Origin of the sequence: Paraburkholderia sp. D15, from assembly GCF_029910215.1 — a bacterium.
GTDB lineage: Bacteria > Pseudomonadota > Gammaproteobacteria > Burkholderiales > Burkholderiaceae > Paraburkholderia.
This window is the reverse complement of the sequence record NZ_CP110396.1, coordinates 3,281,334-3,296,477: the sequence shown is the minus strand read 5'-3', so window position 1 is coordinate 3,296,477 and position 15,144 is coordinate 3,281,334. Positions and strand designations below refer to the sequence as shown.

Here is a 15,144-nt window from a genome sequence, read left to right as displayed (position 1 = left end):
TGGCAAAACACCGCTCTCGTTTAAGATGACGGGCAAACGGAGACTGTCCCATGCGTCCACCGAAGCTGGATCTCAACCTGTTCGTCGTATTCGAATCGATCTACGAAAAGCGCAACCTGACGCGTGCCGCCGAGGCGCTGTTCATCACGCAACCGGCGGTCAGCAATGCGCTCGCGCGTCTGCGCAAGACGTTCGGCGACGCGTTGTTCGTCAGCACGCCGTCCGGCATGGTGCCGACGCCGCTGACCGAGAACATCATCGGCCGGGTGCGGGAAGCGCTGCAATTGCTGGAGGCGAGTGCCACCGAAGGCGAGGTCTTCGAGCCGGCCCGGTCCGAACGCACGTTCCGGCTCAGCATGCCCGATCTGACCGAGGCGATCCTGCTGCCCGCGCTCGGTGAAGTGCTTCAGCAGGAAGCGCCGGGCATGAACATCGAGTGTTATTTCACGCCGCGCAGCGAGGTGTCGGCGGCACTCGCGACCGGCAAGGTGGATTTCGCGATCGACGTGCCGCTGCTCGACGATCCGCAACTGCGTCAGACGCCGCTCGGCAGCGACCGCTATGCCTGCATGCTGCGCCACGATCATCCGTTCGCGGGCCGCACGCTCAGCATGCGCGACTATCTCGCGCTCGGCCACATTCAGGTATCGAGCCGCCGTCAGGGCAGCGGTTTCGTCGACGCCGAACTCAAGAAGCTCGGCAAGGAGCGGCAGATCCGCATGCGCGTGCAGCACTATCTGGTCGCACCGCTCGTCGCGTTGCGCACGGACCTCGCGCTGACCGGACCCGTGCAATTGCTGCAACGTTACGATGCGCGCGTGTTCGACTTGCCGTTCAAGTTGCCGCGCCTGGAATGGCATCTGTACTGGCATCGCAGCAGCGAACAGGACCAGGCGAGCCGCTGGCTACGCGGCAAGGTGATCGATCTGCTGAGCGATGCGACGCCGGCTGCCGAGCGGCCGGCGCGCAAACGTCGCCGGACGGGACACAGTGTCACGGGCGGCGTCACAGCCAGGGTCACAGCGGACTTCGCAGCGGATTTCCCAGCCGATTTCGCGGCGGATTAGACGCCGCCCACCGGCATCATTTCCTTGCGCTGCGTTTCGCCGCTTCCACGACGGGCAAAACCTCGTTCGCCCACTGCAGCCACCCCTGCTCGGTCAGGATGCCGGCGCGCAGCACCGCATGCTGCAGCTTCTGCGCGTGGGACATGCGGCGAGCCGCGAAATCGCGCTGCTCGATCTCCAGATAGTGGTCCAGCCGGCCCTGATGTTCGACGATCAGCCGGCGCAGTTCTTCGTCCACGCCATGCGGGCCAATCACCGCCTCGGCTCTCAGCTTGATCAGCAGCGCACGGCTCGCATCGCCTTCCTCGACCGGTTCGGATACCCAGCGCGCCAGCTCGGCCTTGCCCGGCGCCAGCACGCGATATAGCCAGCGCAGCCGCTTGCCGCCGTCGCTGTCTTCGGTTGCGCTGAGCCAACCTGCCTCGGTCATGCGGCCCAGTTCCCGATAGATCTGCTGATGGCTGGCATGCCAGAAATAACCGATCGACTTGTCGAAACGACGCGCGAGGTCGTAGCCGGTGGACGGTTTCTCCAGCAATGAGATGAGAAGAGCGTGTTGGATAGACATGGCGAAGAGTGTAGCGGCAGATGGCCCACTCGTAAATTGATATGCATCCAGTTGCATATCGTCGGGGGCCTGGTTATTCTCCAATTTATGCAACCAGTTGCATGTTGACCGACTGCGCCACGCCGGCTCGACGCGAACCGGCCGGCGGCATCACCATCCGCAACGGTCCATCACCTCATCGTCATGGAGAACACCCGCATGGAAGCGCAACGATTATCCGACGCCGCGCAGCGCACGCTGTCGGCATGGCATCAACTGATTCAACGCGGCTCGATGGAAGGGCTCGAACCGCTGCTGGCGGAGAACGTCGTATTCCGCTCGCCGGTCGCGCATACGCCTTACGCGGGCAAGGCCGCGCTCAAGCTGATCCTGTCCACCGTCAATACCGTCTTCGGCAACTTCCGGTATCACCGCGAGTTCGTCGATACGGACGGGCGCAGCGTGGTGCTGGAGTTCAGCGCGGAGGTGGACGGCAAGTCGCTCAAGGGCATCGATATGCTGCGCTTCGACGAGCACGGCGCGATCGAGGAATTCGAGGTCATGGTCCGTCCGATGAGCGGGCTGCAGGCGCTCGGCGGCCAGATGGGCGCACGGCTCGCGTCCGCGCAGGCGGTCCTGACGGGCAAACCCGATCCCGCCTGACACGCCGCAATCACGCCAGCACCGGCACACGCCGGTGCCCACTGAACATCACCGGAGACCCCATGTCCCTCCCCCTCATGCTCGAAGGCCGTCTGGCGCTGCCGATGATCGCCTCGCCGCTCTTCATCATTTCCAATCCCGAGCTCGTCATCGCGCAATGCAAGGCGGGCGTCGTCGGCTCGTTTCCGGCCCTCAACGCGCGCACGGAATCGTTGCTCGACGAGTGGCTGGACCGCATCACGACCGAACTCGCGGATCACGATGCCCGCCACCCCGAGCGGCCCGCCGCGCCGTTCGCGGTCAATCAGATCGTGCACAAGTCGAACGACCGGCTGGAACGCGACCTCGAACTCTGCGCGAAATACCGGGTGCCGATCACCATCACCTCGCTGGGCGCGCGCGAGGACGTGAATCGCTCGGCGCACGCGTATGGCGGAATCGTGCTGCACGACGTGATCGACAACACCTTCGCGAAGAAAGCGATCGGCAAGGGCGCGGACGGTCTGATCGCGGTGGCCACCGGCGCCGGCGGGCACGCCGGCCGGCTCTCGCCGTTCGCGCTGCTGCACGAGATTCGCGAATGGTTCGACGGCCCGCTGGCGCTGTCCGGCGCGATCGCCAGCGGCGACGCGATCCTCGCCGCGCAGGCCGCGGGCGCCGACCTCGCCTACGTGGGCTCGGCCTTCATCGCGACGACCGAAGCCAATGCCGACGAACGCTACAAGCAGATGATCGTGGACAGCAGCGCCTCGGACATCGTGTATTCGAACCTGTTCACCGGCGTGCACGGCAACTACCTGAGGCAGAGCATCGCCAATGCCGGGCTGGACCCGGATGCGCTGCCGCAGTCCGATCCGTCCACGATGAATTTCGGCTCGGGCGGCAGCAGCAAGGCCAAGGCGTGGCGCGACATCTGGGGAGCGGGCCAGGGCGTCGGCGCGATCAAACGGGTCGTGCCCACGGCGGAGTTGATCGCGCGTTTCGCCGACGAGTATCGAGCCGCACGTCAGCGCGTATTGAATACGCCGGACACGCGACGCCAGCGCGCCGCCGCCTGACGCGCGAAGCCACGGCAACATCACGCGGTCGCATGCCGGCACCCCCCCGCGACCGCGCATTCCCACTACTCGTCACGGCCAGACGCCTTTGCATCGACACGCGGTTTTGATTACGCGCCGCTTGCGCCGAAGCGGCTCGTTTAATCGTCTGATTTAATTAAAAAGCGATTCACTATGTATCCGAAATCGCAATTAATAAAAATGCCGGCGCGCTGCATCTATATCACTCGGGAGATTTTTCCTGAGCTGATTCCACGCCGCGTAAGAAACGCCGGAAGGCTCGCCAGCAAAGCGTCTCACGGGATGAGTTAAATCTACTTATCAACCTGAAAATCAGCTGTTTCACGGCAATTTTTCCCGGTTAATATTTTTTACATTTTTAATGACCGGAGCCTGTCCTTCGTCTGTTTAAAATCCATTGCGTTATAAATCAGAACAAGCGCGCGATGATTACAACAAACGTGGCGACATCGAATACGAGGTATCAGGCAGGCACGCGGTTTTTCCAGCATCGCGGCGGCAACCTCTAGCGCCACGCATCGTTCGCGCACCGCACGGCATGCGGTCGCCTCGCCTGCTCGCCCGTACCTGCGTCATCGTCATGCGAGCCGTCGTGCAAGGCGCCGCGCCGCCGTCCGGTCTTCCTTCCTCTTCGACACCACACCGCTCATGAATCGCATCCGTCGGCCGCGCGCGCCGCATACCGCGTTCGCGCTTGTCCTCGCGCTGTGCGCGAACCTCTGTCACGCTGCCGCCGCCGACGTGGCCGGCGCCTTCACGCAACTCGGCGAGGGCATCAGCGAAACACGCACCGTCTCGCTGAAGGAACTCGGTCTGCTGACCAGCGTCACGCTGACCGCGCCCGATACGCGGCGCGAGTTCTTCCTGCCGGTGCCGGCCGACGTGCCGATCTCCGACGCCACGCTGCAATTCGACGGCGCGTATGTCCGCGGCGACGGTGGCCGCACCACCATGCTGCTGTCGCTCGACGGCTCGCCGGTACTGGCGCGCTCGTTCACCGAGGCCAACGGCGGCGCGGCGATGAGCATCGGCGTGGACGGCGCGCCGCGTGCCGCCGGCTATGTGCGCCTCGGTCTCGGCTTCGCGTCGGTGATCAACGACAACGTCTGCACCGACCAGACCGCGATCGGCAACCTGCTGCGCGTCGATCCGAGCACGCGTCTGTCGTATCGCTTCAATCCCGCCGACGTGCACGATCTGCGCACCGCCTGGAGCGCGCTGCCGTACGCGCCGCTGCTCGCGATCAGCGGCACGCATCTCGACGCGGCCTCGTTCGACACCGCATGGCGCACCAACGCGCTGCTGCAACGCGACGGCAAGCGTCCGGTCATGCAGACGCTGCCGCGCGTGGGCTCGACGGTGGACCTGAGCGGCGTGACGATCCCCGCGGGTCTGCAAGGCCTGCCCGCTTTCGACGCGCTGGCCGGCGGCGGTCAGCATGCGATCGCCAACCCGGCCGAACTGGGCGCGGTGCTCGCGCTCGGCCCGCGCGCCGCGTTCGGTCCGGACGTGATCGTCGCGGACAAAGCGCTGCAAAGCGCGCTGAGCGCCGGCATCGACGCGTTGCGCGCGCAGATCGCCACGGCCGCGCCGCAAGCGCTCGCCGAATTCGACGCCTGGCGCGCGCGCGCCATCGATCCGGTCGCCACGCCGCTCGCCCGAGGCGAGGCGCGCGTCGCGCATCTGGGCGGCCGCGCGGTGATCGTGATCGGCGACAACGCGGGCGCGGGCGTGCTCGCACGCGGCTGGCGGCCGATCGACGTGTCGAACCGGGTCGTCGTCCATCAGATCGATTTCGGCGCGCGCCTGCACGGCGACGCGATTCCGCTGGTCGATCTCGGCGGCCTGCCGCGCAGTATCGACGTGCACGATACGGCGTCGTGGGAAACCAGCTTCGACATGGCCGCGGCCTCCGGCGGCGGACGTCTGCCGAAAGCGGTGGTGCTCGACCTCGCCGCGTCGCCGACGCTGTCGGACGGCCGCGCGACCGCGACCGTCTACTTCAACGACGTGATGATCGGCGCGAAGCTGCTCGACGTGGACGGCCGCCGTCAACGCCTCGAACTGGCGATTCCGCGCTACGCGCTCGCCCGCACCAACAATCTGCGCGTCACCTTCCGCCGTCAGCCGGACGCCGGTTGCCAGGCGCGTCAGTCGTATCCGGTGTCGGTGCTGCCGAGCAGCTACCTGAAGCTCGCGCATGCCACGCCCGACGACGACTTCGTCGGCATGGCCGCGCGCTACGCGTCGTCGGCGACGGTGATCGTGCCGCCCGCCTATCTCGACGACGCCGTGCACAGCGTGCCGCGTCTCGCGACGCTGACGGGCGCGGCCGGCATCGCGCCGCTGCCGGCGAAATTCTCGGTCGCCGCGCAAGGCGCGGACGCGAGCCCCGACGGTCCGTTCCTCGCGGCGGACGTGAAGCTCGCCGACGAAAAGAATCACGCGGAATTCTCCAGCGATCACCTGATGCTGACCTCGCCCGCCGGCGACAAACTGATCGACGTGTCCGGCCTCAGCAAGCTCGCGGTGGTGAGCGTCGCGCGATCGGGCGAGCAAAGCGGCATCGTCTACCGCTCGACCGGCGACGCGCCGGTGCTGACCGACAAGCTGCAACTGTCGCGCGGCGACATCGCGGTGGTCGATTCGACCGGCGTGCTGAAGCAGTTCGACACCGTGCACCCTGACGATCTCAGCGCGAGCGGCGAGTCGAGCACCGAGTGGGTCACGCGTCACTGGGTCCGCTGGGGCATTCCGGCGCTGCTGCTGGTGCTGCTGATCGTGCTGATCCTGTTCGCACGCCACTCGCGCCGCAAACACAAGGCCAAGCCGTGATTCTCGCGACGCTGAAATGGTACGGCGCGGTTCTGCTCGCGCAGTACTACCAGACGCTCGAACAGGTCGCGACGGTGGTCGCGGCGATCATTCTGCTATCCAGTCTCGACGATCTGTTCATCGATCTCTGGTACTGGATCCGCCAGGCGGTCCGGCACTTCACGGTCGAGCGGCAGTACAAGCCGCTGACCGCCGCGCAACTGCATCAGCGCGAGGAACAGCCGATCGCGATCATGATTCCCGCGTGGCAGGAACACGACGTGATCGCCGCGATGATCGAGGACATGGTGCGCGTGCTCGACTACCGCGCGTACACGGTGTTCGTCGGCACCTATCAGAACGATCCGGCCACCATCGCCGAGGTCGAGCGGATGCGGCATCGCTACAAGCATCTGCATCGCGTCGAGGTGCCGCACGACGGCCCGACCTGCAAGGCGGACTGTCTGAACTGGATCGTGCAGGCGATCCTGCACTACGAGTTCGAGGCCGGCACCGAGTTCGCCGGCGTGGTCATGCACGACAGCGAGGACGTGCTGCATCCGCTCGAACTGAAGTTCTTCAACTATCTGCTGCCGCGCAAGGACATGATCCAGTTGCCGGTCGCGTCGCTGGAGCGCGACTGGTACGAACTGGTGGCCGGCACCTATATGGACGAATTCGCCGAGTGGCACGCGAAGGATCTCGTGGTGCGCGAAAGTCTTGCCGGCTCGGTGCCCTCGGCGGGTGTCGGCACCTGCTTCTCGCGACGCGCGATGCTCGCGCTGATCGAGGAAACGCAAAGCCAGCCGTTCAATACCGAAAGTCTCACCGAGGATTACGACGTCGGCTCGCGCATCAGCCGGCTCGGCATGCACTCGATCTTTCCGCGCTTTCCGGTGCAGTACGCGACGCGCCGACGCTCGTGGTTCGGGCTCGGTCCCGAGCGCGACATCACCGTCACCATGCCGCTGTGCGTGCGCGAATTCTTTCCCGACACGCTGCGCACCGCGTACCGGCAGCGCGCGCGCTGGACCCTGGGTATCGGTTTGCAAGGCTGGAAACAGACCGGCTGGAGCGGCTCGATCGCGAATCGCTATCTGTTGCTGCGCGACCGGAAGGGCGTGGTGACCGCATTCGTCGGCATGCTCGCGTATCTGCTCGTCCTGCAGTTCCTGCTGTTCGCGATGGCGTCGTTCATCGGACTCGCGCCGAACCTGTTTCCGTCGCCCTTCATCGACTCGACATGGACGCAGTTCCTGCTGGCGGCAAACTTCGTGTCGCTCGGGCTGCGGGTCGTGCAGCGCGTGATCTTCACCACGCGTCTGTACGGCTGGGAGCATGGCGTGCTGTCGGTGCCGCGCATGGTGATCGGCAATTTCGTCAATTTTCTCGCGGTGTTTCGCGCGTGGCGGCTGTTTCTCGTGCACGTGATCACCGGCAAGCGGCTTGCGTGGGACAAGACCATGCACGATTTTCCGAGCGCCGACGGTCTGCGCAACACGCGTCAGAACCTCGGCGAGTTGCTGCTCTCGTGGCAGGCGATCGACGAACGCAAGCTCGAACTCGCGCTGAACGACCGGCACGCGCGCGAGGCGCCGCTCGGCCGCGTGCTGATGGCGCGCGGCTGGCTCGACGAGGAAACGCTCGCCGAGGCGATCGCCTTCCAGTCCGATCTGCCGCGCGGACGTTTCGACGCCGCGCTGCTGGAATCCTCGCGCGACATCCTGCCGATCGACGTGCTGGTGCGCCTGCGCGTGCTGCCGCAAGGCATCGACGAAGACGGTCATCTGATTCTCGCGGCCGCGAGTCTGCCTGGCGATGAAGCGCTCGCCGAGTTGCACGACCTGTCGGGTCACACGGTGACGGTGCACATCGTGCGCGAGAGCGAGGTGTCGCAAGGGCTGCGGATTCTGCGCGACGTCGGGCAACAACTGGTGGCCGGCGGAACGTGGAGCGCAACGGATAACGGCAGCGAGGATGAAACGAGCGGCGAGTCGCCCGTACGCGGCGTGCCTCTGCTCGGCGATCTGCTGATCGAAATGGGACTGGTCACGCGCGCCGCGTTCGAAGCCGCGCTGAAAACCTATCGCCCCGACCGCGATGGCCGGATCGGCGATTACATGGTGGCGCGTCACGTGATTTCACGCGATGCGCTGCGTCGTGCGATCGAGGAACAGCAGCGCATCCAGCACGAACCGACCGTGCGTGAGTGATTGCGCCATCGGCTACCCTCGCCTTTGCCCTGACTTTCGCGCTGCCTGCTGCTTCGCATCCCCTGCCTGAAGCTTCGCCGGCCGGCCCGGCGAAGCCTCACACACCGCTTACGGCGAGACCGTGAACGCCGGGTTCGGGCTGACCGACAGGCTGTTGATCTTGCAATTGCCGGTCAACGGCTGATTGCTTGCGCTCAGCGTGTCGGTTGCATTGCTCCACGCACCGTTGATGGTCGACGGGCCGCAGTTCGCGCCCAGCACGCTGAAGCCGACGTTCGCCACATTGCCGGCGGTCGTGCTGGTCGCCACGAGCTTCCACGGCAGACCGATGATCTGCGGCACGCCGCACAGCCCGCCGCCCGTCAGCGCCACGGAGTTGATCTGCGCGTAGGTACCATCGCTGCTGACCACACCGCTGAGCGTGATGCCGCAACTGACGTTCTGCGCGATCGGCGTCGACACGTTGATCGTGCCGGGTGCGCTGAACGAAGCACCGGCCGGCCCGATCGTCGCGGCGGCGGCGATCGGAGCGACAGCGGCGAAAGCGATGGCGAGTGCACTGCTGCAAGCGAGCGTTTTGATGAGCTTCATGATTTACCTTCCAGTTAAAAAAGGGTAAAGACATTGCCGGAGTTGGGCAGCAGGCAGCGGTGTCCACGGACCTCGCCGCCCGCCCTGTTGAAGCATCTAGCTAAGCACCTGACAACTGCGATCCGCTCGGCAGGCCCGCATCGTTCATGCAGGCTGACGTCGGCGTCGTTCGGCCCCCTGATGACCTGGTGTGGTGTGTCAGGAAAGCCGAACCTCAAGCGATTTCATTTCCATTGCGCACGGTTCCGGCCGCGCGGGCCGGACGAATGGCGCCGCCGGGTCGCGTTTTTTCAAGCCGGCGTGGTGGGTGACAGATTCGGACCGTTCATCGACGGCCCATGGTCGGAATAAAGGCGGCGGTTAGCACGCCGCGCAAACTCTTATAAAGTCGCATCCCTCGTCTCCACGAATATTTTTTTAAAAATAACCGGCGCCCGTTAATCATCCGGCATAGCGCATCGGCTTTATGCCAGTTTGATACGCGTGTAATGCGCAAGACCGTTAAAATGCCCCGCGTGGCAATGATCAGCCCGAACGGCTGACAATCTGTCCAGTCGGAAAATGCGCGTTGCATTTAAAAGCGGCTGAATCGCGCAATCGTCTCGATGTATTGCGCGTCGCCCGTGCAAACGCACGCCTCGTCGTGTTGAGAATGCTGCGGTGCATCGCAGTCATTGGCCGGTTGATTCAAATAATTATGTGGGCACACAGTAGTCCGGCGCGCGCCGCCTGTATATAGAGCATTTGATCCAAACCGCCGGCGCGCGCAAGTCCTTTGATTTCCGTTGCTTTGACGATTTTTTTAAACAAGCGAATGAATCGTATATTCGAACGCAACGGCATTCAGTCGATCACTGGCGATGCAATTGGCGTATTCTCGTCGCCGGGCCAACTAATTTAGAAAGCGCCACGCGCCGGTTTCTCAACCGGCAATGCGGCAATTAATGGGGGATGCGGGCACCATGTCATTCCGGAACGCGAAAAACCCTGTCGCCATGCGGTTATGGCGTGTTATTGGATGGTCGGGTTGCGCGGCCGCCACCGTCGCGTTGACCGTCGCGTTGATGGGGCAATGGCCGTCGCGGGAGCACGCGCCGGTTCAGGACGTCGCGCAATGGCAGTCGCGGCAGCAGTCCGATCTCGACGCGCAGGCGAGTCCGCCCGCCAGCCGCGTCGGTTTGAAGGCGACCGCGTTGCCCGAACCGGCATCGTCCACGCGGGTGGGCATCGACGTGCTGGCCCGGCTTGAATCCGCTGGGCGCACCGGATTGGCCGCGCAGACCGATGCGCGCAACTTCAGCGACTCGCTCGACGACGCGCTGCAACGCGCACTCGCCTTCCCCGATTTCGGCGCATTGGCGGGACGTAGCGACGCGGAAGGTCTATTCGAGGCGGCCGCCTGGGCCGACGCGTGCGAGCGCAATGCGCTGCCTGCGCAGGAGATGGCGTTGCGTTGCCGCGAGCCGGACCGGCACGGCCCGAATTACGCGGACGAACTGCTCAGACAGGCTGCCGATGCAGGCCAACCCGGCGCGGTGCTAGCGCTCGCGACGCGTCATCCCGATCAGTGGATGGAGATTCCGCTGCGCAGCGGCGCGATGCTGGGCGATCGCGTGTTCACGCTCGCCGCGCTCGGCCGCTCGGGCGCGCTCGCGCTGCTCAGTCAGTTCTGCGCGGTGCCCAACGCGTGCATCGACGATCAGTTGACGCGCAACGTGCTGGCGCTGCTGCAGTTGAGCCGCTTCAAGACCGGTACGCTGGAAGTCGATCAATATCTGAGCGGTCCTGATACGACTCGCCGCGCGGCGCAAGATCGCGCCGCGCAGATTCGCGCGCAGCTGCAATGGCCGCCTTGAGGTTTTGACGCGTCCTCAAGCCGCATCCACCCGATCGCGCTGCCAGACGCTGCGCGCGTAGAGCGTCTCGTCGAAATCGGCGGCGATGTCGGCGTGAATGCGCGCTTCGTGCGCGTCGAGATCGGCGAGGAACAGGTCGCGGCTAATGCGCTGCACAACGGCGGGAATGTCGCGTTTCATGCTCGGCACGTCGCCGACCGGCAGGCCGAAGCTGACGAACGCGCCGGGGTTGTACACGTGGATATGCTTCAGATACGGCGCGGAACCCGGCGTTTTCTCCAGATATTCGAGCGCCGCGCCGAGATACGGATGCGTGCCCAGCGCGTCGTCCTGTTCGCTCGCGGCGGGCGTGTACTGATCGCGCCATAGCCGGATGTGCGCGGCGATTCCGGCGAGTTCGGGTCGCAGCGCTGGATCGATCGCGTAGCCGGTACCCGCGATCACGAAGTCGAACGCGAAGGTTTCGCCCGCAACGTTCGTTTCGACGCGGCCGTGGTCAATGCTCGCATTCGTCCACGATGCGCCGAGATGCAGATGAAAGCCGTCGAAGCGCGTGGCGCGTTCGATCGCATCGGCCGGCGGCGTCGAACCCGCGCGCCGGAAGCGCCGCGCCTGCGACCAGCGCAGCGCGTCGGGCAGGTGGAAGTAATTGTCGTAAGCGCCGGGATACGCGCGCGTGCGGCTGACTGGCACACTCGCGAGGCGCTCGCGGCGCGCGAACAGATGCACGTGCGCGGCGCCGGCTTCCAGCGCCGTGGCGGCTGCATCGAACGCGGACGCCGCGCCGCCGACCACGGCCACGGTACGCCCGCGCAGCGCGGCGAAATCGATCGGCTCGGAGGTGTGGGCGAAGTGCGTGGACGGCAGGTGCTTCAGCGCGTCCGGCACGTAAGGCGCGCCGTTGCCGGCCACGCCATTGCCGAGCACGATCTTGCGTGTCGTCTCGACGACACGGCGAATCGTTTCGCCGTCACGTACGTCGAGATGCAAACGGAAATGCTCGCCAACCGGTTCGATCGCGGTGAGCCGCGTGCCATAGCGAATCGGAATCTCCAGGAAATGCCGATACCAGGCGAGGTAGTCGGCCCAACGCGTGCGTGGAATGCGGTCGATCTCCGCATACGACGCGGCGCCGAAACGCGCTTCGTACCACGCCTGAAAACTCAGCCCCGGTAGTCCCGCTTCGGGACCGACGAGCGTTTTCGGCGTACGCAATTTGTTCATCCGCGCGCGGGTGAGCCACACGCCGGCGAGCGTTTCGTCCGGCGCCGCGTCGATCACGCTGACCTGACCGATGCCCGCGCGCCGCAGCGCGAACGCGAACGCCGTGCCGCTCTGCCCGCCCCCGACGATCACCACGTTATGGTCGATACCGTCGCGCGGCGGCACCCAGTTCTCGGGCGCCGGGCCGATCAGGCGCAAGGTGTCGAGCGCGAGTTGGTCGGGATGCGGGGGTTGCGTCATGGTGGTCGACTCGCGGTCAGGAGGTTGAAGGGTTGAAGCGTGGATGCGTCGAAGCGTTCAACGATCGAGCAATGCACAGACAGTCGCGGCATCAGTATCCCGGCCTACGAGCCGGGTCCAAACCAACAATTTCCGCTTTAGATATGCGCGTGCTCGTACGTACCGGCAGCGCGCGCATGTTTCGCACGTCCGCTGCTTTTCTTATTTGCAATGATTGGTTGGCTTCGCGACGCGGCAAATTTAACGTGAGATGCGACGGCCACTCAGCCCGACACGAACACTTCCCCCACTTTCAGCAGGAGCCCCGCATGAGCGCAGCCGCAGTGCAGGAAACGCAATCAAGCGCGCAATCAAGTGCGCAGCCGATCGACGTCAAGCCGCTGTCCGCGCACATCGGCGCCGAGATTCACGGCGTCGATCTGACGCGCCAGCTCGCCCCCGGCCAGGTCGCCCAGATCCGCGCCGCGTTGCTCAAATGGCGCGTGGTGTTTTTCCGCGAGCAGTTCCTGACGCACGAACAGCACATCGCGTTCGCCGCGCAGTTCGGCGAGCTGACGGTCGGGCATCCGGTGTTCGGCCACGTGGACGGCCATCCGCAGGTGTATTCGATCTCGAAGTACCGCAAGGCCACGCGTTTCGAAGGCGAGCCGCTGCGGCGTCCGTGGACCGGCTGGCATACCGACGTGACCGCCGCCATCAATCCGCCATGGGCCTCGATTCTGCGCGGCGTGACGATTCCGCCGTACGGCGGCGACACGCAGTGGACCGATCTCGTGACCGCGTACAACAAGCTGTCGGCGCCGTTGCGTGCGTTCGTCGACGGTCTGCGCGGCATTCATCGCTTCACGCCGCCGGCCGGCGCGAGCGGCACCGAGGCGTTCGTCAAGGCCGTCGAGGAACGCACGCTGGTGACGGAGCATCCGCTGGTGCGCGTGCATCCGGAAACCGGCGAGCGCGCGCTGTACGTGAGCCCAAGTTTTCTGAAGTCGATCGTGGACGTGACGCCGCGCGAGGGCCAGGCCTTGCTCGAATTGCTGTGGGAACACGTGACGCGGCCGGAATTCACGGTGCGCTTCAAGTGGGAAGCGGGCAGCATCGCGTTCTGGGACAACCGCGCCACCGCGCACCTCGCGCCGACCGATATCTTCGACCTCGACTTCGACCGCCAGCTCTATCGCACGACGCTGGTCGGCGATGTGCCGGCCGGGCCGGACGGACGTCAGTCGGTCGCGCTGGAAGGCACGCCGGTGAGCGCGGCCGCGGCGGTGGCGTTGAATTGATCAAGCTCGTGACCGGTTCAGATCCGGTCACGAGATCACATCCGGTTCATGACCGATGCGCCGGGCGCCGATGCACCGGTCGCCGCAACCCCAGGTTCTCTCTCAGCGTGCGCCCTTCGTATTCGTCGCGGAACAATCCTCGGCGGCGCAGTTCGGGCAACACCAGTTCGACGAAATCCCGCAGGCCATCCGGCAGCACCGGCGGCATCACGTTGAAGCCGTCCGCGCCGTAATGCACGAAACGCTCTTCCAGCTGGTCGACGATCTGCGCGGCCGTGCCCACCAGTTGCCAGTGTCCGCGCGCGCCCGCCACGCGCAGATAGAGTTGGCGGATCGTCAGGTTCTCGCGTCGCGCGAGGTCGATCGTCAACGCCTGGCGGCTCTTGCTCGCGTTCGTTTCGGGCAGTTCGGGAATCGGACCGTCGAGCGGATAGCCCGAGAGATCGAAACCACCGGTCAATCCCGCGACCATCGCGAGGCCGACCTTCGGATCGATCAGCGACTGCAACTGCTCGAACTTCTCGCGCGCCTCGCTCTCCGTGCGGCCGACGATCGGCAGCACGCCGGGCATGATCTTCAGATCGTCCGGTTCGCGGCCGTAAGCGCGCATGCGGCCTTTCACGTCCGCGTAGAAATCCACCGCGTCGCCGAGCCGCTGCTGCGCGGTGAAAATCACCTCGGCGGTGCGGGCCGCCAGCTCGCGGCCCGCCTCCGACGAACCGGCCTGCACGACGACCGGATGTCCCTGCGGCGAACGCGCGACGTTCAACGGCCCCTTGACCTGAAAAAACCGTCCCTTGTGATCCAGCACATGCCGCTTCGCCGGATCGAAGAAACGGCCCGCGGTCTTGTCGCGCACGAACGCGTCGTCTTCCCAGCTATCCCACAGTCCGGCCGTGACTTCGGCGAATTCCGCCGCGCGTTCGTAGCGTTCCGCATGCTCGAAATGCCGCTCGCGATTGAAGTTCTTCGCCTCGTGCTCGCTGGACGACGTCACCAGATTCCAGCCCGCGCGCCCGCCGCTGATGTGATCGAGCGACGCGAATTTACGCGCGATGTGATACGGCTCGTTGAAACTCGTCGACGCCGTGCCGACCAGACCGATGCGTTCGGTCACCGCGGCCAGCGCGGACAGCAAGGTGATCGGCTCGAACTGCGCGACGTAGCTGTGCGCGGTGCGGCTCAGGAAGTCGACATCGTCGCCGCGCGTGCCGACACCGTCGGCGAGAAACACGAGGTCGAACTTCGCGGCCTCGGCGGTCTGCGCGAGCTTCACGTAGTGCTGGAAATTGATGCCCGCGTCGGCCTGCGCGCGCGGATGACGCCATGCCGCGATATGGTGGCCGGCGGGATAAAGGAACGCGCCGAGGCGCAGATGGCCGCTACGTTTGCTCATGGTGTCGGGTTCAGTGGTCGGGATGCGCGATCGGCCGACGTTAACCGTGTCGTCGCGTCACGACAACCAAGCAAAGCTCATAACGTTATGAGCGGTGACGAGCGGGCAAGGCGGACGCGCCGGCTGCCGCCGAACCCGATACCCCGCCGGGTTCGTCGTGTGACCCGCGCCACC

Annotated in this window: 12 protein-coding genes; 7 read left to right on the top strand and 5 right to left on the bottom strand. The window is 65.3% G+C overall.

Features of this window, described 5'->3' with window-relative positions; genetic code table 11:
* The first annotated feature begins 50 nt into the window (after positions 1-50).
* A complete protein-coding gene (locus tag LFL96_RS34395; protein ID WP_281002349.1) occupies positions 51-1,067 on the top strand; it encodes a LysR family transcriptional regulator in 1,017 nt (338 codons plus the stop codon).
* A gap of 16 nt (positions 1,068-1,083) precedes the next feature.
* Here the strand turns inward: LFL96_RS34395 and LFL96_RS34390 are convergent, their stop codons facing one another.
* Positions 1,084-1,635, bottom strand: a complete 552-nt coding sequence (locus LFL96_RS34390; protein WP_281003936.1) for a PadR family transcriptional regulator — start codon at positions 1,633-1,635, stop codon at positions 1,084-1,086.
* A gap of 198 nt (positions 1,636-1,833) precedes the next feature.
* Here LFL96_RS34390 and LFL96_RS34385 point away from each other — a divergent pair, with 198 nt between their 5' ends.
* From LFL96_RS34385 to LFL96_RS34370, 4 genes are all read left to right on the top strand, one after another.
* Positions 1,834-2,277: a nuclear transport factor 2 family protein gene (locus LFL96_RS34385; RefSeq protein WP_281002348.1), complete on the top strand. Its 444-nt coding sequence runs from the start codon at positions 1,834-1,836 to the stop codon at positions 2,275-2,277.
* 62 nt (positions 2,278-2,339) lie between these two features.
* Entirely contained in the window at positions 2,340-3,335 is a 996-nt protein-coding gene (locus tag LFL96_RS34380; RefSeq protein WP_281002347.1) for a nitronate monooxygenase family protein, read from the top strand.
* Between the two features lie 669 nt (positions 3,336-4,004).
* Positions 4,005-6,191, top strand: coding sequence for a cellulose biosynthesis cyclic di-GMP-binding regulatory protein BcsB (locus LFL96_RS34375; protein ID WP_281002346.1), 2,187 nt, complete (start codon positions 4,005-4,007; stop codon positions 6,189-6,191).
* Positions 6,188-8,383: a glycosyl transferase family protein gene (locus LFL96_RS34370; protein ID WP_281002345.1), complete on the top strand. Its 2,196-nt coding sequence runs from the start codon at positions 6,188-6,190 to the stop codon at positions 8,381-8,383. The genes LFL96_RS34375 and LFL96_RS34370 overlap by 4 nt, the downstream gene beginning before the upstream one ends.
* Positions 8,384-8,491: 108 nt before the next feature.
* Here the strand turns inward: LFL96_RS34370 and praA are convergent, their stop codons facing one another.
* Both praA and LFL96_RS34360 read right to left on the bottom strand, forming a co-directional pair.
* Positions 8,492-8,974: an alkane oxidation protein activator PraA gene (gene praA, locus LFL96_RS34365; RefSeq protein ID WP_281002344.1), complete on the bottom strand. Its 483-nt coding sequence runs from the start codon at positions 8,972-8,974 to the stop codon at positions 8,492-8,494.
* Between the two features lie 325 nt (positions 8,975-9,299).
* Complete coding sequence (locus LFL96_RS34360) at positions 9,300-9,548, bottom strand: hypothetical protein (RefSeq protein ID WP_281002343.1); 249 nt, start codon at positions 9,546-9,548, stop codon at positions 9,300-9,302.
* Between the two features lie 388 nt (positions 9,549-9,936).
* Between LFL96_RS34360 and LFL96_RS34355 the strand changes: the two genes are divergently transcribed.
* Complete coding sequence (locus LFL96_RS34355) at positions 9,937-10,830, top strand: hypothetical protein (RefSeq protein WP_281002342.1); 894 nt, start codon at positions 9,937-9,939, stop codon at positions 10,828-10,830.
* A 15-nt stretch (positions 10,831-10,845) separates the two neighbouring features.
* On the opposite strand, the gene LFL96_RS34350 is transcribed toward LFL96_RS34355, so the two are convergent.
* Entirely contained in the window at positions 10,846-12,294 is a 1,449-nt protein-coding gene (locus LFL96_RS34350; RefSeq protein WP_281002341.1) for an NAD(P)/FAD-dependent oxidoreductase, read from the bottom strand.
* A 308-nt stretch (positions 12,295-12,602) separates the two neighbouring features.
* Between LFL96_RS34350 and LFL96_RS34345 the strand changes: the two genes are divergently transcribed.
* Complete coding sequence (locus LFL96_RS34345; RefSeq protein WP_281002340.1) at positions 12,603-13,574, top strand: TauD/TfdA family dioxygenase; 972 nt, start codon at positions 12,603-12,605, stop codon at positions 13,572-13,574.
* Positions 13,575-13,620: 46 nt separating this feature from the next.
* Here LFL96_RS34345 and LFL96_RS34340 read toward each other — a convergent pair whose 3' ends face one another.
* A complete protein-coding gene (locus LFL96_RS34340) occupies positions 13,621-14,970 on the bottom strand; it encodes an LLM class flavin-dependent oxidoreductase (protein WP_281002339.1) in 1,350 nt (449 codons plus the stop codon).
* Positions 14,971-15,144 lie beyond the last annotated feature (174 nt).